General features: G+C 72.6%; 25 protein-coding genes and 2 pseudogenes. 19 read left to right on the top strand and 8 right to left on the bottom strand.

All coding sequences use genetic code 11. The features are described 5' to 3' along the window. Nucleotides 1-52 precede the first annotated feature (52 nt). Entirely contained in the window at nt 53-1,051 is a 999-nt protein-coding gene (locus O7609_RS03885) for an ATP-dependent 6-phosphofructokinase (protein ID WP_269743086.1), read from the top strand. 200 nt (nt 1,052-1,251) lie between these two features. Here O7609_RS03885 and O7609_RS03880 read toward each other — a convergent pair whose 3' ends face one another. Continuing rightward, nucleotides 1,252-3,120 (bottom strand): anthranilate synthase family protein, encoded by a 1,869-nt coding sequence (locus O7609_RS03880; RefSeq protein WP_269743085.1) that lies wholly within the window; start codon nt 3,118-3,120, stop codon nt 1,252-1,254. Nucleotides 3,121-3,374: 254 nt separating this feature from the next. After that, complete coding sequence (locus tag O7609_RS03875; protein WP_269744309.1) at nt 3,375-3,866, bottom strand: GlcG/HbpS family heme-binding protein; 492 nt, start codon at nt 3,864-3,866, stop codon at nt 3,375-3,377. Between O7609_RS03875 and O7609_RS03870 the strand changes: the two are divergent. From O7609_RS03870 to O7609_RS03805, 14 genes and pseudogenes are all read left to right on the top strand, one after another. Beyond that, a pseudogene (locus O7609_RS03870) lies at nt 3,811-4,539 on the top strand (sensor histidine kinase); the annotation flags it as partial. The gene O7609_RS03875 and the pseudogene O7609_RS03870 overlap by 56 nt on opposite strands. 18 nt (nt 4,540-4,557) lie before the next feature. Continuing rightward, nucleotides 4,558-5,199, top strand: coding sequence for a response regulator (locus O7609_RS03865; protein WP_269743084.1), 642 nt, complete (start codon nt 4,558-4,560; stop codon nt 5,197-5,199). A 372-nt stretch (nt 5,200-5,571) separates the two neighbouring features. Then, nucleotides 5,572-6,750: an ATP-binding protein gene (locus O7609_RS03860; protein ID WP_269733492.1), complete on the top strand. Its 1,179-nt coding sequence runs from the start codon at nt 5,572-5,574 to the stop codon at nt 6,748-6,750. Then, nucleotides 6,747-7,151, top strand: coding sequence for a roadblock/LC7 domain-containing protein (locus tag O7609_RS03855; protein WP_219092785.1), 405 nt, complete (start codon nt 6,747-6,749; stop codon nt 7,149-7,151). The genes O7609_RS03860 and O7609_RS03855 overlap by 4 nt, the downstream gene beginning before the upstream one ends. Next, complete coding sequence (locus tag O7609_RS03850; RefSeq protein ID WP_269733491.1) at nt 7,148-7,525, top strand: DUF742 domain-containing protein; 378 nt, start codon at nt 7,148-7,150, stop codon at nt 7,523-7,525. The genes O7609_RS03855 and O7609_RS03850 overlap by 4 nt, the downstream gene beginning before the upstream one ends. Next, nucleotides 7,500-8,090, top strand: coding sequence for a GTP-binding protein (locus O7609_RS03845; protein ID WP_269733490.1), 591 nt, complete (start codon nt 7,500-7,502; stop codon nt 8,088-8,090). The genes O7609_RS03850 and O7609_RS03845 overlap by 26 nt, the downstream gene beginning before the upstream one ends. Before the next feature lie 8 nt (nt 8,091-8,098). Continuing rightward, nucleotides 8,099-9,487 carry a cytochrome P450 gene (locus O7609_RS03840; RefSeq protein WP_269743083.1) on the top strand — a complete coding sequence of 463 codons (1,389 nt, stop codon included), beginning with the start codon at nt 8,099-8,101 and terminating at the stop codon, nt 9,485-9,487. Between the two features lie 123 nt (nt 9,488-9,610). Continuing rightward, nucleotides 9,611-10,876 carry a cytochrome P450 gene (locus tag O7609_RS03835; protein ID WP_269743082.1) on the top strand — a complete coding sequence of 422 codons (1,266 nt, stop codon included), beginning with the start codon at nt 9,611-9,613 and terminating at the stop codon, nt 10,874-10,876. A gap of 48 nt (nt 10,877-10,924) precedes the next feature. Further along, complete coding sequence (locus O7609_RS03830) at nt 10,925-11,692, top strand: enoyl-CoA hydratase/isomerase family protein (RefSeq protein WP_269733487.1); 768 nt, start codon at nt 10,925-10,927, stop codon at nt 11,690-11,692. Between the two features lie 30 nt (nt 11,693-11,722). Continuing rightward, complete coding sequence (locus O7609_RS03825) at nt 11,723-12,046, top strand: hypothetical protein (protein WP_269743081.1); 324 nt, start codon at nt 11,723-11,725, stop codon at nt 12,044-12,046. Beyond that, nucleotides 12,043-13,251, top strand: coding sequence for an NAD(P)/FAD-dependent oxidoreductase (locus tag O7609_RS03820; RefSeq protein ID WP_269733485.1), 1,209 nt, complete (start codon nt 12,043-12,045; stop codon nt 13,249-13,251). The genes O7609_RS03825 and O7609_RS03820 overlap by 4 nt, the downstream gene beginning before the upstream one ends. A 10-nt stretch (nt 13,252-13,261) precedes the next feature. Then, a complete protein-coding gene (locus O7609_RS03815; protein ID WP_269743080.1) occupies nt 13,262-14,218 on the top strand; it encodes a sigma-70 family RNA polymerase sigma factor in 957 nt (318 codons plus the stop codon). Between the two features lie 191 nt (nt 14,219-14,409). Next, entirely contained in the window at nt 14,410-14,706 is a 297-nt protein-coding gene (locus tag O7609_RS03810) for an ArsR/SmtB family transcription factor (protein ID WP_269733483.1), read from the top strand. Then, nucleotides 14,703-15,089 carry a VOC family protein gene (locus O7609_RS03805; RefSeq protein ID WP_269733482.1) on the top strand — a complete coding sequence of 129 codons (387 nt, stop codon included), beginning with the start codon at nt 14,703-14,705 and terminating at the stop codon, nt 15,087-15,089. Before O7609_RS03810 ends, O7609_RS03805 begins: the two co-directional genes overlap by 4 nt. Before the next feature lie 30 nt (nt 15,090-15,119). Here O7609_RS03805 and O7609_RS03800 read toward each other — a convergent pair. Both O7609_RS03800 and O7609_RS03795 read right to left on the bottom strand, forming a co-directional pair. Beyond that, a pseudogene (locus O7609_RS03800) lies at nt 15,120-15,434 on the bottom strand (transcriptional regulator); the annotation flags it as partial. A 39-nt stretch (nt 15,435-15,473) separates the two neighbouring features. Beyond that, nucleotides 15,474-17,321 carry a PhoX family protein gene (locus O7609_RS03795; protein WP_269733481.1) on the bottom strand — a complete coding sequence of 616 codons (1,848 nt, stop codon included), beginning with the start codon at nt 17,319-17,321 and terminating at the stop codon, nt 15,474-15,476. 236 nt (nt 17,322-17,557) lie between these two features. Here O7609_RS03795 and O7609_RS03790 point away from each other — a divergent pair, with 236 nt between their 5' ends. Then, nucleotides 17,558-19,372: a peptidoglycan-binding domain-containing protein gene (locus O7609_RS03790; protein ID WP_269743079.1), complete on the top strand. Its 1,815-nt coding sequence runs from the start codon at nt 17,558-17,560 to the stop codon at nt 19,370-19,372. A gap of 99 nt (nt 19,373-19,471) precedes the next feature. Next, on the top strand, nt 19,472-19,705 hold the full coding sequence (locus tag O7609_RS03785; protein ID WP_269733479.1) for a hypothetical protein: 234 nt from the start codon (nt 19,472-19,474) through the stop codon (nt 19,703-19,705). Between the two features lie 102 nt (nt 19,706-19,807). Here the strand turns inward: O7609_RS03785 and O7609_RS03780 are convergent, their stop codons facing one another. The 4 genes from O7609_RS03780 to O7609_RS03765 are packed head-to-tail and all read right to left on the bottom strand — an operon-like array spanning nt 19,808 to nt 22,054. Beyond that, nucleotides 19,808-20,353 (bottom strand): GNAT family N-acetyltransferase, encoded by a 546-nt coding sequence (locus O7609_RS03780; protein WP_443072056.1) that lies wholly within the window; start codon nt 20,351-20,353, stop codon nt 19,808-19,810. A gap of 10 nt (nt 20,354-20,363) precedes the next feature. Continuing rightward, complete coding sequence (locus O7609_RS03775; protein ID WP_269733478.1) at nt 20,364-20,951, bottom strand: Uma2 family endonuclease; 588 nt, start codon at nt 20,949-20,951, stop codon at nt 20,364-20,366. A 4-nt stretch (nt 20,952-20,955) separates the two neighbouring features. Next, nucleotides 20,956-21,246 carry a DUF397 domain-containing protein gene (locus O7609_RS03770; protein ID WP_269743077.1) on the bottom strand — a complete coding sequence of 97 codons (291 nt, stop codon included), beginning with the start codon at nt 21,244-21,246 and terminating at the stop codon, nt 20,956-20,958. Then, nucleotides 21,230-22,054, bottom strand: coding sequence for a helix-turn-helix domain-containing protein (locus tag O7609_RS03765; RefSeq protein WP_269743075.1), 825 nt, complete (start codon nt 22,052-22,054; stop codon nt 21,230-21,232). Before O7609_RS03765 ends, O7609_RS03770 begins: the two co-directional genes overlap by 17 nt. A 71-nt stretch (nt 22,055-22,125) precedes the next feature. Between O7609_RS03765 and O7609_RS03760 the strand changes: the two genes are divergently transcribed. After that, nucleotides 22,126-22,653, top strand: a complete 528-nt coding sequence (locus tag O7609_RS03760; protein WP_332328021.1) for an ATP-binding protein — start codon at nt 22,126-22,128, stop codon at nt 22,651-22,653. Then, entirely contained in the window at nt 22,650-24,869 is a 2,220-nt protein-coding gene (locus tag O7609_RS03755; RefSeq protein WP_269733475.1) for an NADP-dependent isocitrate dehydrogenase, read from the top strand. Before O7609_RS03760 ends, O7609_RS03755 begins: the two co-directional genes overlap by 4 nt. The last annotated feature ends 58 nt before the right edge of the window (nt 24,870-24,927 follow it).

Genomic DNA, 24,927 nt, shown 5'->3' with positions numbered 1-24,927 from the left:
GAAGGCGGGAGCCGAGGGAGAGCCCGGGCAACGCCGAGGGAAGGGGACGGACATGCGCGTCGGCCTGCTCACCGGAGGCAGCGACTGCCCCGGCCTCAACGCGGTCATCCGGGCGATCGTGCGCAAGGGCGTGCAGGAGCACGGCGACACCTTCCTCGGTTTCCGGGACGGCTGGCGCGGCGTGCTCACCGACGACGCCATGGAACTGGGCATCACCGAGGTCCGCGGCACCCTCCCGCGCGGCGGCACCATCCTCGGCTCCTCCCGGTCCGATCCGCTCACCGGCACCGACGGCCCCGCCCGGGTGCGGGCCACGCTGAGCGCGCACCGGCTCGACGCGCTCGTCGTCATCGGCGGCATCCACACCCTCGCCGCCGCCGCGGCGTTGGCCGACGAGCACGGGCTGCCCTGCGTCGGCGTGCCCAAGACGATCGACAACGACATCTCCGGCACCGACTACACGGTCGGCTTCGACACGGCGGTCACCGTCGCCACCGAGACCATCGACCGCCTGCACACCACGGCCGAGTCCCACAAACGGGTCCTGGTGGTCGAGGTGATGGGCCGCAACAGCGGCTGGATCGCCACCCACGCGGGCCTGGCCGGGGGCGCCAACGGCGTTCTCATCCCCGAGTACCCCTTCGACCTGGACCGGGTGTGCGGCTGGGTGCAGTCCCGGTTCGGGGCCAGCTACGCGCCCATCGTCGTCGTCGCGGACAACGCCCGCCCCGCCGACACCGAGGTCCGGCTGGGCGGGCTGTCCGGCATCGGGGAGTGGCTCGGCCGGGAGATCGAACGCCGCACCGGCCACGAGGCCCGCGCCACGGTGCTCGGCCACATCCAGCGCGGCGGCACCCCGAGCCCGTTCGACCGCTGGCTGGCCACCCGCTTCGGCCTGCACGCCGTCGACGCGGTGCACGCCGGTGCCTGGGGCGAGATGGTCGCCCTGCACGGCACCGACGTCACCCGGGTGCGGCTCGCCGACGCCGTCGCCGCGGTGAAGACGGTCGACCGCGAACGGTACGCGGAGAACGAGGTCTTCTTCGGCTGACGGCCGGCGGCGGGTTCCCCGCGCGCCCCTGGGCCGCGCCCCAGGGGCGCGCGGGGAACTGCGCGACCAGCCACAGCGCACGCGCAGACCGCGGCGCGTGGGAAGGGGCCCCCGGCACCGGGTGGCCCCGGTGCCGGGGGCTGCGCTTGCCGGCCCCGCGCCTTCGCGCAGACCTCCCGAACGCAGGGTCACGTCCCGCGCTACACGCGGACCGCCGCGAGGAGTTCGGCCACGATCTCCGAACCCTCCAGCGTCAGCACCGACTCGGGGTGGAACTGCACCCCCGCGTACCCCGTGCCGCGCAGCGCGTGGACGTCCCCGGTGCGCGGGTCCCGGCTCAGCTCGACGCCGTCCAGCGCCGGCCCCCGGGCCGCCGCGTCGTCACACCGCGCGGTGAAGGAGTTGTAGAACCCGACGGTGCGCTCCCGTCCGAACAGCTCGATCCGCTCCTGCGCCCCCTGCTGCGGGACGTCCTTGCGCACCAGCGGCAGCCCCAGGCGGGCCGCGATCAGCTCGTGGCCGAGGCACACGCCCAGCAGCCCGTGCCGGTGCCCCTCCAGCAACTCGCCGGCCAGCGCGTGCAGGAACCCCATCTTGGGGTCCGCCGCGTCGCGCGGGTCGCCCGGCCCGGGGCCCAGCACGACCGGCCCGGTGTGGGACAGCGCCGCCTCCCGCACGCCCGGTTCGTCGTACCGCCGCACGGTGACCGCCAGCCCCGTCGAGCGCAGCACGTGGGCCAGCATCGAGGTGAAGGTGTCTTCGGCGTCCACCACCAGCGCCTGCCCGCGCAGCGGCCCGCGCTCGTCCTCCGCGCGCATCCGCAGCCAGAACGGCGCGAGGTCCGCCCGCCGGGCGGCCAGGGCCTCGCGCACAGCGGGGTCCGCCGCCAGGCCGGGGGCCGGCTCGCCCTCCGGCCGCCGTCCCTCCCGCACCCCCAGGGCCGTCAGCACCCCGGCGGCCTTGGCGTGGGTCTCGGCCACCTCGCTCGCCGGGTCCGAGTCGCGCACCAGCGTCGCGCCGACGGAGACCCGCAGTCGGCCGGTGGCGGCGTCGATGTCGGCGGTGCGGATGAGGATGGGGGAGTCCAGCGTCTGCGCCCCGCCCGCGTCCCGGCCCAGCAGCGCCAGCGCCCCGGCGTAGTAGCCCCGGCCGCCCTCCTCGTAGCGCCGGATCACCCGGCAGGCGTTCTCCACCGGGCTGCCGGTGACGGTGGCGGCGAACATCGTCTCCCGCAGCACCTCCCGCACGTCCAGCGTGCTGCGTCCGCGCAACTCGTACTCGGTGTGGGCCAGATGGGCCATCTCCCGCAGCCGCGGCCCGACGACGACACCGCCCACGTCCCCGACGGTGCACATCATCTTCAGCTCCTCGTCGACGACCATCGACAGCTCCGCCGTCTCCTTGGCGTCCCCGAGGAACGTCAGCAGCCCCGCGGTGCTCGGTCCCTCGGCCGGATAGCGGTAGGTGCCGCTGATCGGGTTCATCACCACGGTGCCGCCGGTCATCCGCACGTGGACCTCGGGGCTCGCCCCGACCAGCGTCCGCCCGCCGGTGTGCACGACGAACGTCCAGTAGGCGCCCCGCTCCTCCCGGAGCAGCCGCCCGAACAGCGCGAGGGCGTCGCGGCGGCCGTAGCCGTCGACGACGCCCCCGAAGGTCCGGCGGACGACGAAGTTGGCGCCCTCCCCGGTGCCGATCTCGTCCTCCACCACGCGCCGCACCACGTCCTCGTAGGCGGCGTCGGCCACGTCGAAGGCCCCGTCCCGCACCCGCACCGGGTGCGCGGGCAGCGCGGCCAGCGCCTGTGCGACCCCCACCTCGTGCCGCTCCCGCGGAACCAGCACGGCCAGCGGCGTCTTGTCGTCGGCGACGCTGAAGCCGCGCTCGCGGATCTGCCGGAACGGCACGAGCGCCAGCGCGCCCAGCGGCTCCTCGGGCAGCTCCGCCAGCCGCTCCACCTCCCGGACGTCGCCGACCAGCACCTCCACCGTGTCCTGGTCCCGGCCCGGGGTGCGGCGGCGCAGCAGCGCGAAGGGGCGGTCGTCGTCGAGCAGACTCTCGATCACCATCAGGTCCTCGTCCTTCCGGCCGCCGGAGGGAGGTGACCCGCGCACACGCGGAAGGCCGCCCCGTCCGGGCGGCCTTCGCGTTTCGTGGTGGATGTACGCGCAGTCAGTGGGCCGCCGGATGAGCGGGCCACCACCAGTCGCTGTGCACGTGCGCGAACATGATCCGCACCCTACCGGCCCCGTACGCGGTGCACGGGGAGCATCCACATACCGGGCACGGCGAGAGTCGGCGGGCGGGCGTCCGCGGGCGGGCGTCAGCGGGTGAGCGCGTCCACGCCCGCCCGGGCGAACGTCTCGTCCAGGGCGCCGCTGGGCGCGCCCGCCACGCCGATCCCGGCGATCGGGGCGCCCTCGTCCGTCACCGGGACGCCGCCGGAGAGGAACAGGGTGCCGGGGATGTCCTCCAGGTTGGGTGCCTGCTCCAGCCGCTCGACGAGCTCGCAGGTCGGGGCGTTCCAGGCGACGGCCGTGAACGCCTTGCGCTCGGCGGACGCGTACGACTGCGGGCCCGCCCCGTCGCCGCGCAGGGTGACGATCGTGTTGCCGTTCCGGTCGACGACCGCCACGGTGATCCGCTGGTTCTCCTTCTCGGCGGCCTTCAGCGTCGCCTCGGCGGCGCGGGTCGCGGCGTCGACGGTCAGGTGGGTGCTCTCCCGCAGGTGGGCGTCCTCGGCGTCGGCGGACCTCGCGGCCACCGCCGTCTTCGTCCACGCCCAGCGCCTGACGAGCCGCCAGCGCGCCCTGATCGACGACCTGCTGCGGACGCGGCGGGAGCTGGCCGCCACCGAGCGGCGCGAGGGCACCCTCGCCGAGCGCCAGCGGCTGGCGATGGAGCTGCACGACACCGTCGCCCAGGGGCTGTCCAGCCAGCAGATGCTGCTGCAGGCGGCCGACCGGACCTGGGAGAGCGATCCGGCCACGGCACGCCGCCATCTGCGCACGGCGCAGTCCGTCGCCGAGCACAGCCTCGCCGAGGCGCGCCGCTTCGTGCAGGACCTCGCCCCGGCCGATCTCGCCGACGGCGGAGGGCTGGAGACCGCCCTGCGCACGCTCGCCGCCCGGGAGGGGGCGGGCTTCCGCATTGACGGCGCGGCGGCTTTGCTCCCGGACCGCGTCCAGTCGGCGCTGCTGCGCATCGCGCAGGGCGCGCTGGCGAACGTCCGCGAGCACGCGGGGGCGACCAGCACCGCGCTGACCCTCAGCTACCTCGGTGACCAGGTCGTCCTGGACGTCGCCGACGACGGCCGGGGCTTCACCCCGGCGGCGGCCGTCCGGCCGGGGACCCGCGGCCACGGGCTGCCGGCGATCCGGGCCCGCGTCGAGCAGCTCGGCGGCACGCTCACCGTCGAGTCGGCGCCGGGCGAGGGCACGGTGCTGTCCGCCGCGATCCCCCTGGAGCCGAGTGGAGCCGAGCGATGAGCCCTGACCCCGCCCCCCGTGCCGGACCCCGCCCCGCGCGGGCCCGTCCGCGTCCTGCTCTGCGACGACCATGCCGTGGTGCGGGCCGGGCTGCTGGCCCTGCTCGGCAGCGCGGTCGGCGTCGAGGTCGTCGGCGAGGCGGGCGGCGGGGAGGAGGCTGTGGCGATGGCGGCCAAGCTCGCGCCGGACGTCGTCCTGATGGACCTCCAGCTCGGCGGCGGCATGGACGGTGTGGAGGCGATCCGGCGGATCGCCTCGCCGGACGTCCGGGTCCTGGTGCTGACCACCTACGACACGGACGCCGACATCACCCGCGCCATCGGGGCGGGGGCCACCGGGTACCTGCTCAAGGCGGAGCGGCCGGAGGAGCTGTTCGCGGCCATCCACGCGGCGGCGGCCGGACGTACGGCGCTGTCGGCACCGGTCGCCGGGCGGGTCATGGACCGGATGCGGGGCGCGGCCGGCCCGTCCCTGACCGAGCGCGAGCAGGACATCCTGGGTCAGCTCGGGCGCGGGCTCGGCAACCGGGACATCGCGCGGGCCCTGTTCATCAGCGAGGCGACGGTCAAGACGCATCTGGGGCGTATCTACGCCAAGCTCGGCGTGGAGACCCGGGCGGGCGCGGTCGCGGTGGCCAAGGAGCTGCGCCTGCTGCCCTGAACGGGTGGTGCGCCCCGGCGGGCGTACGTGGGGGCGGGTTCGCGGAATCACGTCGATGAACTCGGCGACAGAACCGGACATCCATGTGCAGGATGTGAGCGGGTTCGTGACGGATTTCCATACGTATCGTCAAGAGCGGTACACAGGGATCCAGTTGGAGTCTTGGGCTCCGCGCCGGGTGATACGATCAGCGAACTTTGTCGACCTGCCTGAGGGAGCGTTGGAGCGCAGCACTCCCCTGCGTGCCGCCGTCGGCAAGACGAGTGAACGCCTCCGGACCAAGGGGGCACCGTTCGGGCGCTGGACTCGGTGCGCCGCTCCCGCTCGACGGGTCCAGCACACCTGGCGGTCCAGTCGCTTGAAGAGAGTCTTATGACGCAATACATACAGGACCCCGCCGTGTGGGGCCTCGTCGTCGGTGCTCCGCTCGCCGCAACCGCCATCGTCCGCGGGCGGAAGACGGCCAAGCGGTTGCGGAGGGAACAGGACGAGCTTCGCGCACACTACGCCGGGCTGGAGAACCAGTACGCGGAGTCGGTGGAGGAGGCCAGACTCCGCGCCGAAGAGGAAACGAAAAGCGCACTCAAAGCGGCCATGCGGACCCTTCAGGGGCTCGCGGGCGAACAGCAGTTGGTCATTTCCAAGCTTCAGGACAAATACGGAGAGTCGAGCATTCTCCAGGACCTGATGGAAATCGACCACATGAATTCACAGTTCGGTCGGCGAGCGCAGTCCATCGCCGTCCTCTGTGACGGCTGGCTCGGCCGGCAGCGGGCCGTGGCGTCCGTGTACGACGTCGTCCGCAGCGCCAAGGGCCGCATCCGCCACTACACCCGGGTGGAGATCCGCTCCCAGACCAACTTCGCGATCGTCAGCCGTGCGGTGGAACCCGTCGCCGTCGCGCTCGCCGAACTGCTGGACAACGCGACCAGCTACTCGGCGCCGGAGACGATGATCGAGATCAACATCCGCGCGGTGCCGAAGGGCGTCTGCATCATCATCGACGACGCGGGCGTCGGCATGAACGAGGAGGAGAAGGACCGCGCCACCCGGCTGCTGGCCAACCAGCGGTCCTCCGGTGTGGCGGGGCTCGGGAACCCGCCCCAGTTCGGCTTCGCCGTCATCGGCGTGCTCGCGGCCCAGTACGGGTTCAGCGTCTCGGTCGACTCCACCTCGCCGTACGGTGGTGTCCGGGCCGTGGTGCTCCTGTCCGACGACCTGTTGACGAGCATGCCCGAGCCGAAGGAGCCGCCCGTGGCCGCCGCACCGTCACCGGCTCCCGGGCCCCGCCCGAGGGGACCGGAAGCCGCCGCACCCGCCGTCACCACGGCCGGAGGGTTGCCCAAGCGCCGTCGCCGCGGCGCGATGGCGATCGTCCCGGACACCGGTGCGGACGAGGGTGCCACCCCCGCCCGCTCCGACGAGGAGACGGCCTCGATCATGGGCGCCTTCCAACGCGGCACCCAATCCGGTCGCGCGTTCCCCACCCGCGACGCGACCGACTCAGGCAATCCCGGCCACGCGAACAGCGAAGGGCATGGCGTTCAGTGAACAACGACATCTCGTGGATGCTCGACAGCGCTCTGGAGGTTCCCGGAGCCCGTCACGCGATCCTGGTCTCGGCCGACGGCCTGCTGATGGCCCGGTCCAGAGACGTCGACAAGGACCACGCGGACACCGTCGCCGCCGCCATGAGCGGCATGCAGTCGCTCAGCCGGACGGTGGCGAGCTTCTGTGACAGCAGCCCCCACCTGCGCTGGCGGCAGACGGTCGTCGAGTTCGACGGCGGCTGGGTCTTCCTCATCTCCGCCGGTGAGGGCGCCTACCTGGCCGTGTCCGCCGCCCCCGACGTCGACATGGCCGACATCACCTTCCGGATGCAGCAGCTCGTCGGCCAGCTCGGCAAGGCGATGACCACCCCGCCGCGCGAAAACGCCGGGCCCCGCTCATGATCGCTCCCGACGAGCAGGAGCCGGACTCCGCGGATTTAGTGCGTCCGTACGTCATCACCAACGGTCGGGGTCTCCCGGAGGACGATCAGTTCAGCCTGATCACCCTGGTGACCGCCGCCGTCGACCATGAGCGGCGCATGGCCCGGCTCGACCCGGAGAAGCGGGCGGTGCTGGAGCTCTGCTCGGGCGGCTACCTCTCGGTGGCCGAGATCGCGGGCCACATGCGGCTGCCCCTCGGTGTCGTCAAGATCCTGCTCGTCGATCTCGCCGAGGGCGGACACCTCGTCAGCCGTGCGCCCGCCCCGCGCGCCCAGCTCGTCGACAGACAGCTCCTTCAGGAGGTACTGGATGGACTCCAGGCTCGTTTTGGATGACGGCGCCTACGTGCGCTCGGAGGTGCAGACCTCGGCGAAGATCCTCGTCGTCGGGCACTTCGCGGTGGGCAAGACCACCTTCATCGGAACGATGTCCGAGATCCCTCCCCTGCGCACCGAGGAGACGATGACGCAGGCCGGAGCCGGAGTCGACGACCTGCGCGGGGTCCGTGGCAAGACGACGACCACCGTGGCGATGGACTTCGGGCGGCTGACCCTCAACGACCGCCTCGTCCTGTACCTGTTCGGCACCCCCGGGCAGCAGCGCTTCGTCCAGGTGTGGGAGGACATGAGCCGGGGCGCCCTGGGCGCCCTGATCCTTGTGGACCCCGAACGCCTGGAGGAGTCCTTCCCGATCATGGACCTGGTCGAGCAGTACGGACTGCCGTACGCCATCGCCGTCAACCACTTCGACGGCAGCCCCGACCGCCCCGAGGCGGAGCTGCGCGAGGCGCTCGACCTGCTGCCGGAGACGCCCGTGGTCGCCTGCGACGCACGGGACCCCAAGTCCTCGGCGCAGTCCCTCATGGTCCTCATCCGCTACCTCCAGACCCGTATCGGCTAGGAGCCCTCATGCACCCCCACTCACACCCGCAGAGCCCGCCACCCGGCTGCCCCGCACACGGCGCCGACGGCGGCGGTGACGACGGCGGCGTCATACCGCTGCACGGGCCCGAGTTCGCCGCCGACCCTCAGGCCTTCTACGAGTACCTCCGCAAGCAGGGCCCGGCGGGTGACGTCGAGCTCGCCCCGGGCGTGCGGGCCACGCTCGTCACCGAGTACGCGGCCGCGCTCAAGGTCCTCCAGAACACCGATCTGTTCGCCCGCGACTCGCGGCGCTGGCGCGCCCTCAACGAGGGCGAGGTACCGGCGGACTCCCCGGTGCTGCCCATGCTCGCCTACCGCCCGAACTGCCTGTTCTCCGACGGTGCCGACCACATGCGGCTCCGGCAGGCCGTGACGGACAGCCTGGCGAAGGTGGACTCGCACCGGCTCGGCCGGCACGTCGAGCACGTCTCGACCTACCTGGCCAACCAGTTCTGCGACCGGGGCTCGGCCGACCTTCTGGCCGAGTACGCGAAGCTCGTCTCGCTGCTCGTCTTCAATGAGCTGTTCGGCTGCCCGGCGGAGATCGGCGACCGGCTGGTCTCGGCCATGTCCGACCTGTACGACGGCGTCAACGCCGAGCAGGCCAACGCGCAGCTGACGCAGAGCCTGCTGAACCTGGTCGCGCTCAAGCGCCGGCGCCCCGACGCCGACGTGACGTCCTGGCTGATGCAGCACCACGCGGGGCTCACCGACGAGGAGATGGTCCACCAGCTCGTCACCCTGCTGGGCGGCGGCAGCGAGCCGGTCCAGAACCTCATCGCCAACTCCCTGCAACTGCTGCTCAGCGACGAGCGGTACTCCGGCGGCCAGCACGGGGCCGGGCTCCTCGTCGAGGACGCCATCAACGAGGTGCTGTGGAACAGCCCGCCGCTGGCCAACTACGCCGCGCACTACCCGACGCGCGACGTCGAGCTGTCCGGCGTCCCGCTGCGCACCGGGGACCTCGTCATGGTCAGCTTCGCGGCGGCCAACACGGACCCGGCCCTCTCCGCGTCCCGCTACACCTTCAGCAAGCGGGCGCACCTCGCCTGGGGGGCGGGGCCCCACGCGTGCCCGGCCAAGGACCCGGCCCAGCTCATCGCGATCACGGCCATCGAGAAGCTGCTCAACCACCTGCCGGACGTCGAACTCGCCGTACCGGCTGCGCACCTGACCTGGCGCCAGGGGGCTTTCCAGCGGGCGCTGGAGAGCCTGCCCGCCCGCTTCGCCCCCGTACGTCCCGAGCGCGCTCCGCTCAACTCCCCCTGGGCGGTCGGCGGCCGGTCGGCGGCCGCGGCGGCCCCGCCGGAGCCCGTGGCCAAGCCTGCGAAGACTAGCTGGTGGAGCACCTTCCTGTCCTGGCGCAGGCAGTGATCAATCGGTCGCAGAGGGTGTGAGATTGGCAACGATTCGAAATACATTCGGGATCTGGATGAACGTTCGAGTAGGAGGGTAGGTCGCTCCGCGGTTTCAGCAAGCCCCTGATGAGGAGCCCCCGTGGAGCGAACCGCGCTCGCCACCCGCCCGGACCGCCGGACCGTCGCCGCCCTGATCTCGCGGCTGCGGTCCGCGACCGGGCAGACGAACCCCCTGCCCGTCTACGCCCAACTGCGCGCCCTCGGACCCGTGGTGCCCGCCCCCTGGGGCGGGCACCTGATCACGTCCTACGACGTGTGCGACGAGGTGCTGCGGCGCTCCCGCCACTGGCTGACCCCGGACACGGCCTGGCGCAACCGCCAGGGCAACGCCTCCGAACGGTGGGAGAACCACGGCTCCGTGGAGTGGAGCCGCAGTCTCCCCGGACTCAATCCTCCTGAACACACCGTGCAACGCAGCGTCCCTGCCGGGTACTTCGGCAGGGGCGCACTCGAAGCCCTGCAGGCCCCGATCCAGCGGATCGTGGACGGGCTGCTCGACCGGCTGGAGGAGGAGCTGACCGAGCACGGCGAGGCCGACTTCGCCCTCCTCGTCGGCGAGCGGCTGCCGATATCGGTCCTCGGTCACTGGCTGAACCTGTCCCCGAAGGACTTCGACCTGCTGATCGAGGTCACCCACGACCAGGCGCTGCCCCAGGAACTCGTCCCGACGAAGAGTCAGCTCAGCCAGGCCGACCGCTCCGCCCACCGGCTGGACGAGTACGTCGTCGAACTCGTCCGGGAACGCCGCCGCAACCCGGGCCACGACGCCGTCTCGGACTGGATACGCCTGTGGGACGCGGCCGAGCCCGACCGGGAACAGGCCGACCGGAACGTCCACTACCTCACCCGGTTCGTCCTCATGGCGGCCCTGGAGACGACCTCCTCCGTCCTGTCCACCATGATCTGGCTGCTCGACCAGAACCCCGAACAGCGCGCCTGGCTGCTCACCCACCCCGAGGACGTGCCCGGTGCCGTCGAGGAGACCCTCCGCTACGACGCCCCCGTCCACGTCCACGGCCGGACGGCCGCCGAGGACACGCTGCTCGGCGGCGTCCCCATCGGCAGGGACGAGATGGTGCACGTCATGATCGGAGCCGCCCACCACGACCCGGAGCAGTACCCGGACCCGGGCACCTTCGACCTCCGCCGGGGCGGCTCCCACCTCGCGTTCGGCGGCGGAATCCACTACTGCCTCGGCGCGCCCCTCGCCCGGATGGAGGCAGGCGCCCTGCTGGCCACCGTGCTGCGGCGCTTCCCCACCCTCCGCGTCACCGAGACGCCCACCTGGGTGGCCCCCCGCGCCGCCTTCCGCTACCTGGCCTCGCTGCGCGTCGCCACCCGCTGAGCCCCTCCTGCTCAGCCCGTTCCCACCCGCACCACCGAAGGAAACACCGTGGACCGAGAGCCCATACCCACCGCCGACTTCAAGACCCTGCACATCGACGAAGAGGGCGCCGTCCTCACCCTCCGGCTCGACACCCCGGAAGCCGGCAACGCCGTCGACGAGCCCATGCTCGACGAACTCCTCGCCGTGCTCTCCGCCGTCCACGACCGCCCCGACCTCCGCGTCCTCGTCCTGTCCGGCGCAGGCCAGGACTTCTGCCTCGGCGGCGCCCGCGAGGAGTTCGGCACCCTCCTCGCCGAGGACGCCACCGGCGCCGGCCTGCACAACGTCGCCAACAAGGCCCGCCGCGTCTGCGACGCCCTCGCCTCCCTGCCCGCCGCCACCATCGCCCGGGTGCACGGCAAGGCCGTCGGCGCCGGTCTCGGCCTCGCCCTGCACTGCGACCTGCGCGCCGCCGCCGACACCGCCACCTTCCGGCTCCCCGAACTGGGCCTCGGCCTCCCCACCACCTGGGGCGGCGCCCTGCAGCGGCTCCTGCACGAGGTCGGCGCCGCCCGGATGCGGGAACTCATCCTCACCGCCCGGGTGTTCGACGCCGCCGAGGCCGAACGGATCGGCGTCGCCCACCGTGTCGTCCCCGAGGCAGAGCTGGACCAGGCCGTCGCCCAGTGGACGAAACCGCTGCTCCGCCGCTCCCCGACGGCGCTGCGCACCACCAAGGCCCTGCTCAACGCCTACGCGGCGGCCGGCCGTCAGGGAGACCTCACCCTCCTCGACGCACAGCTCCTGACCTTCTCCGCCGCCGCCCGCCGCTGACCCGGAGTCGCGATGAGGGAGCGGCCATCCGTGGTCAACGGCTCCCGCACCCCCCTCGCGCGGCGGTACGACACGGCCGTGCCCGACCTGGACGTCGTCGTCCACGTGGCACCCGACGCCGTGGACCACGCGGTGGACTCGCCGGGCCGCGCCCGGGCGGTCGGCCTGCGGCCGGGCCAGCCGGCGGCCTGGGCGGACATCGCCGCCTCCGCCCAGGCCGCCGCGGCCGACGGGCGCCGCCGCCCGCTTCCTGCCGCACATGTGACCCACGTCACATGTTGTTTCTGTCAGCAATCGGAGAGCTGCCCCGCTCAAGTCACCGAGAGCAGGCCGACCGACAGGAGCACCCCATGAAGCACCGCATCGTCGTCCTCGGCGCCGGATACGCCGGTGCCTACGCGGCCGGGAACCTGGCGCGCAGGCTGTCCCCGTCGGACACCGAGATCACCGTGGTCAACGCCGAGCCCCACTTCGTCGAGCGGCTGCGGCTGCACCAGCTCGCGGCCGGGCAGGAGGTCGGGGTGCGCAAGCTCGCCGACGTCTTCGCGGGCACGGACGTACGGCTGCGCGTGGCCCGCGTCACCGCGCTCGATCCCGAGCGCCGGACCGTCGCCGTGGCCGACCCCGACGGCGGGGGCGAGCTCGGCTACGACACGCTTCTCTACGCGCTCGGCAGCCATGTCGCCGACCACGGCGTCCCCGGCGTCGCCGAGCACGCCTTCGACGTCGCCGCCCGGCCCTCGGCGCTGCGCCTGCGCGAACGGCTGGACGGTCTGGGCGGGCGGAGCGAAGGAGGGAGCGTGCTGGTCGTCGGCGACGGGCTGACCGGCATCGAGACCGCCACCGAGATCGCCGAGTCCCGGCCGGGCCTGTCGGTGACGCTGATCGCCCGCGCCGAGCTGGGCGCCCCGCTCTCGACCGGTGCCCGCGGCCACCTGCGCCGGGCCTGCGAGCGGCTGGGCATCACCGTCCTGGAGCACGCCACCGTCGAAGCCGTGGAGGCGAGGCGGGCGCTCTGCGCCGACGGCACCGTCCTGGCCTCCGACGCGACCGTGTGGACGGCCGGGTTCGCGGTCCAGCCGATGGCGGCCGCCTGCGGGCTGGAGGTCACGGAGAGCGGTCTGATCGTCGTCGACCGCACCATGCGGTCGGTCTCGCACCCGGACGTCTACGCCGCCGGGGACAGCGTGCACGCCGTCGGGGACAACGGCCGGCCGCTGCCGATGTCCTGCGCCTCGGCCGGCTCCACCGGAATGCAGGCCGTGGAGGCGATCGTCGGGCGCCTGACCGGCCGCAGGATCGCGAACGTCAGGATGGCCTATCACGGCAATCACATCAGCCTGGGGCGGCGGGACGGCATCCTGCAACTGGTCGACGCCGAGGCGCGGGCGAAGCCGGCGTACGTGGGCGGCCGGAAGGCCGCGCGGGTCAAGGCGGGCATCCTCAGGGGTGCGCGGTGGACCATCGCGCACCCGACCTTCGGCCTGCCCAAGCGCAAGCGCCGCCTGACCGCCGTGCCCGACGCGTCCGCCGAGCGGACGAGCCGCGTCGCCGCCTAGGGTGTTCCGCGTGGACCGCACCGCCACCGATCGCTTCGACACCGGCCGCTTCGAGGCCAGCAGGAGCCGGCTGGCCTCGCTGGCGTACCGCATGCTGGGCTCGGCCGCCGACGCCGAGGACGCCGTGCAGGACGCGTTCCTGCAGTGGCAGGCCGCCGACCGGCAGCGGATCAGGGTGCCGGAGGCCTGGCTGACCAAGGTCGTCACCAACCTGTGCCTCGACCGGCTCCGCTCGGCCCAGGCCCGCCGCGAACGCGCGGTCGGCGCCTGGCTGCCCGAGCCGCTGCTCGACGGCGACCCGATGCTCGGTCCGGCCGACACCTTCGAGCAGCGCGAGTCGGTCTCCCTGGCCGTGCTGATGCTCATGGAGCGCCTCTCGCCCGTCGAGCGCGCCGTCTACCTCCTGCGGGAGGCGTTCTCCCACAGCCACGCCGAGATCGCCGAGATCCTCGACGTCTCCGAGTCGGCGAGCCAGCAGCACCTGCACCGGGCCCGCCGCCGCGTCGCCGCCGCCCGCCGACGCGGCGGTGAGGCCGACCCGGCGGCAGCCCGCAGGATCGTCGAGGAGTTCCTCACCGCCGCCTCCTCGGGGCGCACGGAACGGCTCGTGGCCATGCTCACCGACGACGCGACCGCGGTCTCCGACGGCGCGGGCGGCCTGGCCAAGACGCTGCTGCGGTACGACACCCCCCGGCGCATCGCCGCCGTCGTGCGGGCCGGTCTCAAGCCCACTCCCGCGAAGCGGCGCTTCGTCGGCGGCTCGCCCGCCGTCCACTTCGCGTTCGTCAACGGCGCCCCCGCCCTCCTCTTCGTCGTCGACGGCCAGGTCATCGGCGCGGCGACGTTCGACATCGAGGGCGGCAGGATCGCCACCGTGCGCGGCATCGGCGCCCCCGCCCGACTCGTCCGCCTGGCCGACGCCTGGCGCCGGCAGGAGCCGGACACCCCGCTCATCGTCCACTGGTGACCGCGGGCCCGCTACGCGCCAGCGCGCGAGCCCGGCGGCGGGAGTCGCCTGGGCCCGGTCGTCGGCGAGGGTGACGTTCACGGGCCCCGTCGCGGCTGACGGGGCGCGTCGGATGGCGTGCGGGGCGCGGGTGAGCGGCTGCCGGTGGCGTCGACTTGATAGGCAAGTGTTTACTTGCCTATGGTGGAGGTATGGCTGACGACGTCTTCAAGGCGCTGGCCGACCCCACCCGTCGGCGCATCCTCGACGAGCTGGTGGAGCGAGACGGCCAGACACTGTTCGAGATATGCGCCCGCCTGGTGGGCAAGCACGGCCTGCGGATGTCCCGCCAGGCGGTCAGCCAGCATCTGGCCGTACTGGAGTCCGCGGGGCTGGTCGTCCCGCGGCGCCAGGGCCGCTACAAGTTCCACGACCTCGACACCGCCCCGCTCGAGCACATCGTGACCCGATGGCTCAGGCCGCCCGACGCACCGGAGAGCACCCCATGAGGATCCACCTGACCAGCGTCTTCGTCGACGACCAGGAGAAGGCGCTGCGCTTCTACACCGACGTGCTGGGCTTCGTGGCCAAGCACGACGTCCCGCTGGGGGAGGACCGGTGGCTGACCGTGGTGTCGCCGGACGACCCGGACGGCACCGAACTGCTGCTGGAGCCCTCCGGTCATCCCGCGGTCGGGCCGTACAGGGCGGCGCTGGTCCGGGACGGTATCCCGGCGGCCTCGTTCGCCGTCGACGACGTCCAGGCCGAGTTCGACCGGCTGCGCGCCCTCGGGGTGGGCTTCACCCAGGAGCCGTTGGAGATGGGCGGCGTCACCACCGCCGTCCTCGACGACACCTGCGGCAACCTGATCCAGCTCCTGCGCAGCGCGTAGCCCGGCGGCACTGGTGACCTCGCCGCCCCTGCGGTCCCGGACCTCTCCGGGGCTGGCGCGGTAGGCGTCGAGCAGCGCATGTGCGGTCTGTTCGGGGCGGTTCCATGCCCACCAGGCTCGTGCCATGTCGGTTCCCATGCGGGCCCTTCGCTCGGCTGTGGGGAACTGGTTGGCGCGCAGGTCCTTTCCTGCTTCCAGGGCGGCTCCCGCGTCGCCGAGCGCCCAGTGGACGCCGACCGCGTACAGGTCGACGGCGGCAGGGCCGACGGGACCGGCAGGATCCCGAGCGGGCGCTCGGCCGCCCACGGGCGACGCCGGGTGCTGGTGGCGCGTTCCGGCCCGGGCCAGCGGACGGACGAGCCCGGAGCCGGGACTGCGCGTCGTTCAGGTGCCGATGGGGCCGCCGTCGCGGCGCCGGATGGCGACGGTGGCGGAGCGGGCGCGGCCGCCGGGGCGGCCGTCCGGCCAGGTGCTGACGGCACCGGGGCTGTCGACGTCCGGAGCTCCCCAGCGGGCGGTGCGCTGCCCGGGGTGCTGGACGTTGACGAACAGGGTGCGGCCGTCCGGGGTGGCGCAGACCCCGGTGATCTCGGCGCCCCGGGGCCCGGTCAGGAAGCGCCGGATCTCGCCCGACTTCGGATCGGCGGCCAGCAGGGCGTTGTTGCCCGCGACGGCGTGCTCGGTGCCCTCCTGGTTGAGGTCCCGGCCCGGGATGCCGGTGGAGATCCACAGCAGCCCGTCGGCGTCGAACCACACGCCCTTCGGAGCGGCGAACGCCGCGGCCTCGTCGGAGCCGGACAGCGGGTCGGAGACGAACTCCTCCCAGTGGAAGGTGGTGGCGGCCGGGTCGCCGCCGTCCTCGCGCCAGCGCAGGATCCGGCCGTGCGGCGCGGCCCGCCGGGTGTCCCCGGCATGGCCGGCCTCGCAGCAGAGGCCGCCGGGGCCGCCGGCGAGGGCCGCGTAGACGTCGCCGTTGCGCGGGTTGACCGTCACCCGCTCGGGGCGCTCCAGCGGCGTCGCGCCCAGCGCGTCGGCGGCCTGGCGGGCGCGGAGGAGGACGTCGCCCTGGTCGCGCCAGCCGAGCCGCTCGGTCAGCGGGTGGACGCCGTGCCGCAGGGGCAGCCAGGTGCCGGTGCCGTCCGCGTCGAGGCGGGCGACGTGGAGCGTGCCGTGGTCCAGGGGGTTCTCGCCCGCGGTGCGCTGCGTCCGCCAGTCGGCCGAGCCGGTGAACTTGTACAGGTACTCGCCGTCCTCGGCGTCCGCGCTGTAGACGACGACCCGGCCCCCGGACTCGGTGACGGCCGCTCCCGCGTGCGGGTAGCGACCCAGGGCCGTGCGCTTGACGGGCGTGGAGTCCGGGTCCCGCGGGTCGATCTCGATCACCCAGCCGAACCGCTGGGCCTCGGGGACGCCGTCCGCGTCCGCGGCGAGGTCGAACCGGGGCTCCTCCCGGTGCCAGGGGTCGCCGTAGCCGGAGTGGCTCAGGCCGTAGCGGCGCTGGGTCTCTGTGGGGCGCCAGCCCCGCTCGTCGGTGCCGAAGTGCGCGTTTGCGTTCTCCTCGCAGGCCAGATAGGTGCCCCAGGGGGTGACGCCGTCCCCGCCACAGGCCAGGACGCCGAGGTGGGGGCCGGTGCCCGGGTCGAAGGGGCCGGAGAAGGCCACCTGGGTCGTGCCGGTGACGCGCCGGTTGCGGGCGGAGTCCACGACCCGCCAGCCGCCGCCGGTGTCGCGGACCTCCACCGCCGTGACGCCCTGGGCCGCCAGGGCCTTGGCGGTGTCGCCGCCGAGCAGGGCCCGGTCGACCGCCTCGTGACTGATCATCAGCATCCCGTGCCGGGCGCCACGCCCGCCCTTGGCGAGCGGCAGGAAGCGTACGCCGTGGTGGTGGCTGCCGACCTGGACCGCCTGCTCGGCGGCCGGGTTGCCGCCGTCCTCCCGCCAGGCGGGCCCGCCGGGCCGGACGGGACGTCCCCAGGGAGCGAGGACCTCGGCCGTGTAGGCGTCGGGGACGGTGATCGCGTCGGCCTCGCTGACGGGCACCGGGGTGAAGCCGAGCGGTGCTCCGGCGCCGGGGCGTCCCGCCGCGCCCGTGGTGCCGGGGGCGGAGGTGAGAGCCGCGGCTCCGGAGGCGGAGGCGGCGACGAACGCGGCCGCCAGGGCGGCGCCGCCGGCGAGCACGTCTCTGCGGGAGACGCCGGCTTCGGCGCTCTCCGCGCCCTGAGGAGAATTCATCAATGCATGACCTAACCGAGGAGTTTCCGCCTCCAGGGTGTTGCGCGCTGCCGAGCCGACCTTCCCATTGAAGGCACAGAGATCTGTCAAAGGTCAACCCAGTGAGGCCCGTTGATCTGCGAACATCGTGCGTGATCTACTGACGCGGGCCTCTCGTATCCCTACGGGCCCCCGCTTCCCGCCGCGAGCTGCTGCGACGCCGACACGTCATTGGCAGGACGACGAGTGGAGTGGCCATGGTTTCCATCACACCGCGGAGCGCCTGGGCGGGCGACGAGGCTCCCGCGGGCACCACCGACCTTCCCTGGCGGCCGTGGAAGGGCGGCGTCGCCATCCATCACGCCGGCAGCGGCACGGTTCCGCACGAGACCAGACAAGACTGTCTCGACATCATCCTCGACATCTACCAGAAGCACACGAGCTCCCTCCCGCCGTACGGGCACGGCTATGACGACATCGGCTACAACTACCTCGTCTGCCAGCACGGTGAGATCTTCGAGGGGCGTGGGGCGCGACGTCCGGAGGCCAACGGGAACGCCTACGTCCTCAACGGCGATGGCGAGGCCGTCGGGGCCAACGAGGGCTTCTACACGATCTGCGGCCTCGTCAAATCGGACCAGCAGCCGACCATCCTCATGCGGGACAAGATCCGTGAGCTGATCGCCTCACTGCGCAGCCGTTCCTCCTGGAGGGCGGGCCACATGCTCATGGGGCACAAGCAGTTCGGCACGAGCGAGGAGTGCCCGGGGAACCTCTTCGCCTACATGGACGAGCTGAAGCCGTCGCCGGAACCCGAGCCCGAACCGAGCCCGGAGCCCACGGGGATCATCACCCGTGGGGAGTGGGGCGCGCGTGCGCCGCGGAGTGTCACCCGCACCACGTGGGCGGAACGCACGGGCTTCACCGTGCACTACTCCTACAGCCCCGCGACGACGACTCCCCGGTCGATCCAGAACTACCACATGGACTCCAACGGCTGGGACGACATCGGCTACAACTTCCTGGTCGACGACCAGGGCCGGATCTACGAGGGCCGCGGCTGGCTCACCGTCGGGGCACACGCCACCGGTTACAACACCAGCCACATCGGGGTGTGCTTCATCGGCTACAACGGCGATGTCACCGGTGCCGCCAAGAACGTCATCCGGGGGCTGTACCTGCACGCGAACGGCCTGGCGGGCAAGACGCTGACCGCGACCTATCACGGCGGTCTTCCGGGCAACTCCACGAGCTGTCCCGGCGCGAACCTGCGGGAGTGGGTGCTCGGCGGGATGGACGGCCTCGACATCCCGATCGGCGGCGGAGGCGACGGGCACAGCGGCGGCGGTGACGGAGGCGGAATGACCGCCGTACGCCAGATCGCCGCGCAGCAGAAGGCGGTGAACGAGCTGGGCTACTCCCCGCCGCTGGTCATCGACGGCGTGTGGGGGCCGAACACCGACGCGGGGGTGCGCTGGCTCCAGAACCTCGTCGGCGTGACCGCCGACGGCCTGTGGGGCCCGGCCACGGAGGACGCGTACCGGGCGTACGTCGCGGGCGGCGGTGGCGGCATGACGACGGTCCGCAGCGTGGCCGCGCAGCAGAAGGCGGTGAACGAGCTGGGCTACTCCCCGCCGCTGGTCATCGACGGCGTGTGGGGGCCGAACACCGACGCGGGCGTGCGCTGGCTCCAGGACCGGGTCGGCGTGACCGCCGACGGCCTCTGGGGACCCGCCACCGAGTCCGCGTACTTCGGCTACATCGACGGCACCGGCGATCTGGTGGTGGACGGTCAGCTCGGCCCGAAGACCTACGCGGCCCTCCAGAGCCAGATCGGGGTGTTCCCCGCCGACGGAGTCTGGGGCCCCCAGACCGCCGCGGCCCTCCAGCGCCACCTCAACCGCTGGTACGGGTCCAGCCTCGTGGTGGACGGTGACTTCGGAACGGCGTCCGTGACGGCCCTCCAGGGCCACCTGCGAAAGTCCAACGGCTTCGACCTCGCCATGGACGGCGTCTGGGGCACCGCGACGACGGAGGCCCTCCAACTCGCGCTCAACCGCGGCCGGTTCTAGCCTGGACGCGGGCGCGGGGTTCGCCGGGCCGCCCGGCGGCCCCCGCGCCCGTGTGGGCGCCACGCCCTCACGACCTCACGCCGCCCGGGAGGCCCGCTCGTGAAGCGTTCACCACTCCGCAAGCTCGTTCTGGCGGCCGGAGCCACCGGTGCGGCGGCGGCGACCGTGCTCGCGGTACGCGCCGCCGGCCTCGGCCCGCCCGAGTCCACGCCCGTCAGCCCCGGCGGCACCTCCACGTCCGAGGTTCAGCCGGGCCCGTCCGACGTCGAGCGGTACTGGACGCAGGAGCGCATGGCCGAGGCTGAGCCCGCCCCTATGCCCCGGGACGGCTGAGGCCGTCCGTACGGCGAGGCGGAGTAGCAGACGAAGGCAGAGGGCGGCGGCCTCGGCGGACCCTCGGCCATGCGGCGAACGGGGGCTCAGGAAAGGAGCGATTCAGCGCCCGTCTGCCGCGTCGGCCGTCGGGGCGGCGTAGGAGCGGACGGTGACGGTGCCGCCCGGGCTCCACGCCTGCTCGGTCACGCCCAGCGGTTCCCAGCCCCGGCGCTCGTACAGGGCCACGGCCGAGGTGTCGGAGGCGACGACGTCCAGTACGGGGTGCAGACTGTGCCTCCGTGCCTCCGCCGTGACGTGGCCCAGCAGCACGGCGCCGATCCGGTGGCCCCGCGCACCGGGCGCGACGTAGAGCCGGTTGACGACGGCCGTCGCGTCGCCGGGCGCCCCGTGGCGGGCGGCCCACAGGCCGGGAGCCACGTCGTCGGGCGCGCCGCGGGAGAGGGCGACATGGCCGACGACCCGACCGCTCAACTCCGCGACCCAGGCCCCGAGCTGCCCGGCAGGGCCGAGCCACGTGCCGGGCCGATCCGGCCAGTTGACCGGGTAACCATCCCGGGCGTGGACGTCGGCGAGCACGCTGACGCAGACGTCGAGATCCGCGTCCGTGCGGCCCCTGACCCGCACCCCGCCCGGCGCTACCAGCACGGCCCGCACGTCACCCGAGCCGCGCGTTCACCGAGGTCAGGTCCATCGCGAACGGGAACGGGACGGACGTCTTGAGCTGCTCGTGGTGGATGCCGGTCAGCCCGTAGCAGCGCGAGGCCGGATCCAGCTCGTACAGGTAGGCGACGGTACGGCCTTCGGCCCGCTCGAAGCGCCAGTAGTGCCGGATGCCGGCCTGGGCGTACTTGCGGGGCTTGGTGTCCCGGTCGCGCTCCTCGCTCTCCGGCGACACCGCCTCCACCGCGAGCAGCACGTCCTCCGCCACGTAGTACGTGGCCGGATTCTCCTGGTCAAAGGCTTCCGCGTAGACGACGATGACATCGGGTTCGGGGGCCTGGCGCGGACCGAGCTTGACCGTCATCTCCCGTTCGGCTCTGAGGTGCTCCGGAGCCTGCCTGTCCAGTTCTGCCCACAGTCGGCCGATGAGCCGACTGTGCCACCTGGTCTGCGGGCTCACGAAGACCAGGCTTCCGTCGATGAGCTCGGTGTGCGGGGGGAGGCCGGGCAGCCGCAGCAGGTCCTCGGCCGTAAAGCCGCCAGGGGGCGGGATGGCCCAGGAAGGGAGCGGTTCGACACTCATGTCCTCAGACTACGTGCGGGCGGAGGTCAGCGGCAGTCGCGGCGCGGACGAAGGCGGTGAACGCGGCGGGGGAGAGGGTGAGCGCGGGCCCGTCCGGCCGCTTGCTGTCCCGCACCGCGACGGCATGCGGCAACGCCGCCGTCTCGACGCAGGACCCTCCGGTGTCACCGCTGTAGCTCGACTTCCGCCACGTCGCGCCGTTGAGCGTGGCGCACTCGACGCAGGAACCCCCAGTGTCGGCGCTGTAGCTCGACTTTCGCCAACGTGCGCTGGCCAGCTCAGGGTTCATCTCCATAGCAGTCCTCCATCACACGGGCGATCAACTTGGCCGAGTCTCGTGGGGAGAGGGCTTCGGCCCGTAGAAGATCGTAACGGAGTGAACGTGCCCTGACTTGTTGCGGATTGGCGGTGGCCCAACCCTCTTCGTATCCCTCCATGTAGGCGATGTCGTCCTGGTCATCGAACGAGAAGATTTCGAACGAGCCCGGAAGCCCGGCGTGGGCTCCTGCGCTGAACGGCAGGATCTGGATCTGTACCTCGTTCGTGTGGCGGAAACTCAACAGGTGGGCCAGTTGGTTCCGCATCACCCGCTTCCCACCGATCTCGCGGCGGAGAACGGCCTCGTCGAAGATGGCCCAAAGGATGGGCGGTTCTTTGCGGTCCAGGATGCGTTGGCGGTCCAGCCGGGCTTCGACCTTCATCTCCAGGCCCTCCCGCTCCATGACGCCGAGTACGGCCTCCGCGTACTCGTCGGTCTGGAGCAGGCCGTGGACGAGCTGGGCCTGGAAGACGCGGATCTCCGTGGCCGTGGCCTCGTGCTCGGCGATGTGCCGGTACCAGTCGGGCAGCCGGTGACGCTTGACCAGCTGCCACAGGCGGATCAGGGAGCCGTCGGCGCCGAGGGCCGCGTCGAGGCGGGGGACGTGTTCCTCGCGGGGCGTCTTCGCGGCCGTCTCCACCTGGCCGATCATGGAGCCGGTGACGAAGACGATGCCGCCGAGCTGGTCGAGGGTGAGGCCCGCGGCCTCGCGGAGGCGGCGCAGCTCGGCGCCGAAGTAGTGGAGAGGGGACGCGCCGGGGTCGAGGCGCTTGATGTTGGGCATACGGGCTCACCCCGTTGTGGGTTGTGTTCACGTCGTAGCCCACGGTAGTCGGCGCCGCCGACACTCGTCCCGTGAATCTGATTGTTGAGCACTTCGACCTGGCCCCGCAGCGGTACCGCATGGAGCTGACCGTGGGGGACCACTCGCCGGGCTGCGTCCGGCGCATCGTCGGCAGCTATCTGGGCCTGTGGGGGCTGACGGGCTTGCGGGACGCGGTACAGCTCGGGGTCAGCGAACTGCTGACCAACGTGCACCGGCACGTGCCGGACCGGTGGTGCCGGGTGACCGTGGTGCGGCTGCGGGACGGGGTGCGGGTGGAGGTGGAGGACCGGGGGCCGGGGCTGCCGGCGCCGAGGGAGGCCGGGCCGGACGAGGAGGACGGGCGCGGGCTCACGCTGCTGGGCCTGGTCGCCGACCGGCACGGTTGCGGGGCGACGGCGGAGGGCAAGGCGGTGTGGTTCGAGTGCGGTGGGGAGGGTGCGGGCGGGCTCGGGCGGGGGCCCGGAGAAGTAAGGGGGCGGCCCGGTCGTGGTGCGGGCGGCGAGGGAGATATCTTGATGTCGAGCAATGTTGCAGACGTGGAGCGGAGCACCCGGTGACAGACTCGACCATCATCTACACGCACACCGATGAGGCGCCGGCCCTGGCGACGTACTCGTTCCTGCCGGTGGTCCAGGCGTACGCCAAGACGGCCGGGGTTCGCGTGGAGACGCGTGACATCTCGCTCGCGGGCCGGATCATCGCCTCCTTCCCCGAGCGCCTTGAGGAGTCGCAGCGGATCGAGGACGCGCTGGCCGCCCTGGGCGAGCTGGCGAAGACGCCGCAGGCCAACATCATCAAGCTGCCGAACATCTCGGCCTCGATCCCGCAGCTCAAGGCGGCCATCGCGGAGCTTCAGGAGCAGGGCTACGCGCTGCCGGACTACCCGGACGAGCCGAAGACGGACGAGGAGCGCGACATCCGCGCCCGGTACGACAAGGTCAAGGGCAGCGCCGTGAACCCGGTGCTGCGCGAGGGCAACTCGGACCGCCGGGCCCCCGCCTCCGTCAAGAACTACGCCAAGGCGCACCCGCACCGCATGGGTGCCTGGACGGCCGACTCCAGGACGAACGTCGTCCACATGACCGGTGACGACTTCCGCTCCACCGAGAAGTCGGCCGTGATCGCCAAGGCGGGCTCGCTGTGGATCGAGCTGAGCGGGGACGACGGCTCCACCACCGTGCTGCGCGAGTCGGTACCGGTGCAGGAGGGCGAGATCGTCGACTCGGCCGTCATGCGCGTCGCCGTGCTGCGCGAGTTCCTCAAGGAACAGGTGGCCCGGGCGAAGGCCGAGGGCGTGCTGTTCTCCGTGCACCTGAAGGCCACGATGATGAAGGTCTCGGACCCGATCATCTTCGGCCACGTCGTGCGGGCCTTCTTCCCGAAGACGTTCGCCCGGTACGGCGAGACCCTGGCCAAGGCGGGGCTGACCCCGAACGACGGCCTGGGCGGCATCCTGAAGGGTCTGGAGGCGCTGCCCGAGGGCGCCGAGATCAAGGCGTCCTTCGACGCCGAGCTGGCCGAGGGCCCGGAGCTGGCCATGGTCGACTCGGACCGCGGCATCACCAACCTGCACGTGCCCAGCGACGTCATCGTGGACGCGTCCATGCCCGCGATGATCCGCACCTCCGGCCACATGTGGGGCCCGGACGGCGAGGAGCACGACACGCTGGCCGTCATCCCGGACAGCAGCTACGCGGGCATCTACCAGGTCGTCGTCGACGACTGCCGCGCCAACGGCGCCTACGACCCGTCGACGATGGGCTCCGTGCCGAACGTCGGTCTGATGGCGCAGAAGGCCGAGGAGTACGGCAGCCACGACAAGACGTTCGAGATCCCGGTCACCGGCACCGTGCGCGTCCTGGACGAGGACGGTGGCGTTGTCCTGGAGCACACGGTCAGCGAGGGCGACATCTGGCGCATGTGCCAGACGAAGGACGTGCCCGTGCGCGACTGGGTCAAGCTGGCCGTCACGCGCGCCCGCGCCACCGGCGACCCGGCCGTGTTCTGGCTGGACGAGGGCCGCGCGCACGACGCGAACCTCATCGCGAAGGTCCGGCAGTACCTGCCGGAGCACGACACCGAGGGCCTGCGCATCGAGATCATGAAGCCGGTCGACGCGATCGCGTTCTCCCTGGAGCGCATCCGCCGCGGCGAGAACACGATCTCGGTCACCGGCAACGTCCTGCGCGACTACCTGACCGACCTGTTCCCGATCCTGGAGCTGGGTACGAGCGCGAAGATGCTCTCGGTCGTCCCGCTCATCAACGGCGGCGGCTTGTTCGAGACGGGCGCCGGCGGCTCCGCGCCGAAGCACGTGCAGCAGCTCGTCAAGGAGAACTACCTGCGCTGGGACAGCCTGGGTGAGTTCCTGGCGCTGGCCGTCAGCTTCGAGCACCTCGCACAGTCGACGGACAACGCCCGCGCCCAGGTCCTGGCCGACACGCTCGACCGGGCGACGGCGACGTTCCTGGGCGAGAACAAGTCGCCCAGCCGCAGGCTCGGCGGGATCGACAACCGCGGCAGCCACTTCTACCTGGCCCTGTACTGGGCCCAGGAGCTGGCGAAGCAGACGCAGGACGCCGAGCTCGCCGAGGCGTTCGGCGCTCTGGCCCGGACGCTGACCGAGCAGGAGCAGGCGATCGTCGACGAGCTGGTCGCCGTCCAGGGTTCCCCGGCGGACATCGGCGGCTACTACCAGCCCGACGAGGCGAAGACGTCGGCCGTGATGCGGCCGTCGAAGACCCTCAACCAGGCGCTGACCGTCCTCGGCTGACGCCGGGCGCACACGCGGCTCCACCCCGGCGGGCATCCCGCCGGGGTGGAGCCGTTTC

It is taken from the genome of Streptomyces sp. WMMC1477 (assembly GCF_027460245.1).
Taxonomy (GTDB): Bacteria; Actinomycetota; Actinomycetes; order Streptomycetales; family Streptomycetaceae; genus Streptomyces.
This window is presented reverse-complemented; position numbering and strand designations above follow the sequence as displayed.

Bases quoted from the DNA above. Each gene is read 5' to 3' on its own strand.
- O7609_RS03770 (WP_269743077.1), bottom strand. From the start codon at position 21,246: ATGGAGATGAACCCTGAGCTGGCCAGCGCACGTTGGCGAAAGTCGAGC.
- O7609_RS03885 (WP_269743086.1), top strand. From the start codon at position 53: ATGCGCGTCGGCCTGCTCACCGGAGGCAGCGACTGCCCCGGCCTCAAC.
- O7609_RS03795 (WP_269733481.1), bottom strand. From the start codon at position 17,321: ATGAATTCTCCTCAGGGCGCGGAGAGCGCCGAAGCCGGCGTCTCCCGC.
- O7609_RS03880 (WP_269743085.1), bottom strand. From the start codon at position 3,120: ATGGTGATCGAGAGTCTGCTCGACGACGACCGCCCCTTCGCGCTGCTG.
- O7609_RS03805 (WP_269733482.1), top strand. From the start codon at position 14,703: ATGAGGATCCACCTGACCAGCGTCTTCGTCGACGACCAGGAGAAGGCG.
- O7609_RS03790 (WP_269743079.1), top strand. From the start codon at position 17,558: ATGGTTTCCATCACACCGCGGAGCGCCTGGGCGGGCGACGAGGCTCCC.
- O7609_RS03860 (WP_269733492.1), top strand. From the start codon at position 5,572: ATGACGCAATACATACAGGACCCCGCCGTGTGGGGCCTCGTCGTCGGT.
- O7609_RS03820 (WP_269733485.1), top strand. From the start codon at position 12,043: ATGAAGCACCGCATCGTCGTCCTCGGCGCCGGATACGCCGGTGCCTAC.
- O7609_RS03845 (WP_269733490.1), top strand. From the start codon at position 7,500: ATGGACTCCAGGCTCGTTTTGGATGACGGCGCCTACGTGCGCTCGGAG.
- O7609_RS03840 (WP_269743083.1), top strand. From the start codon at position 8,099: ATGCACCCCCACTCACACCCGCAGAGCCCGCCACCCGGCTGCCCCGCA.
- O7609_RS03765 (WP_269743075.1), bottom strand. From the start codon at position 22,054: ATGCCCAACATCAAGCGCCTCGACCCCGGCGCGTCCCCTCTCCACTAC.
- O7609_RS03775 (WP_269733478.1), bottom strand. From the start codon at position 20,951: ATGAGTGTCGAACCGCTCCCTTCCTGGGCCATCCCGCCCCCTGGCGGC.
- O7609_RS03850 (WP_269733491.1), top strand. From the start codon at position 7,148: ATGATCGCTCCCGACGAGCAGGAGCCGGACTCCGCGGATTTAGTGCGT.
- O7609_RS03810 (WP_269733483.1), top strand. From the start codon at position 14,410: ATGGCTGACGACGTCTTCAAGGCGCTGGCCGACCCCACCCGTCGGCGC.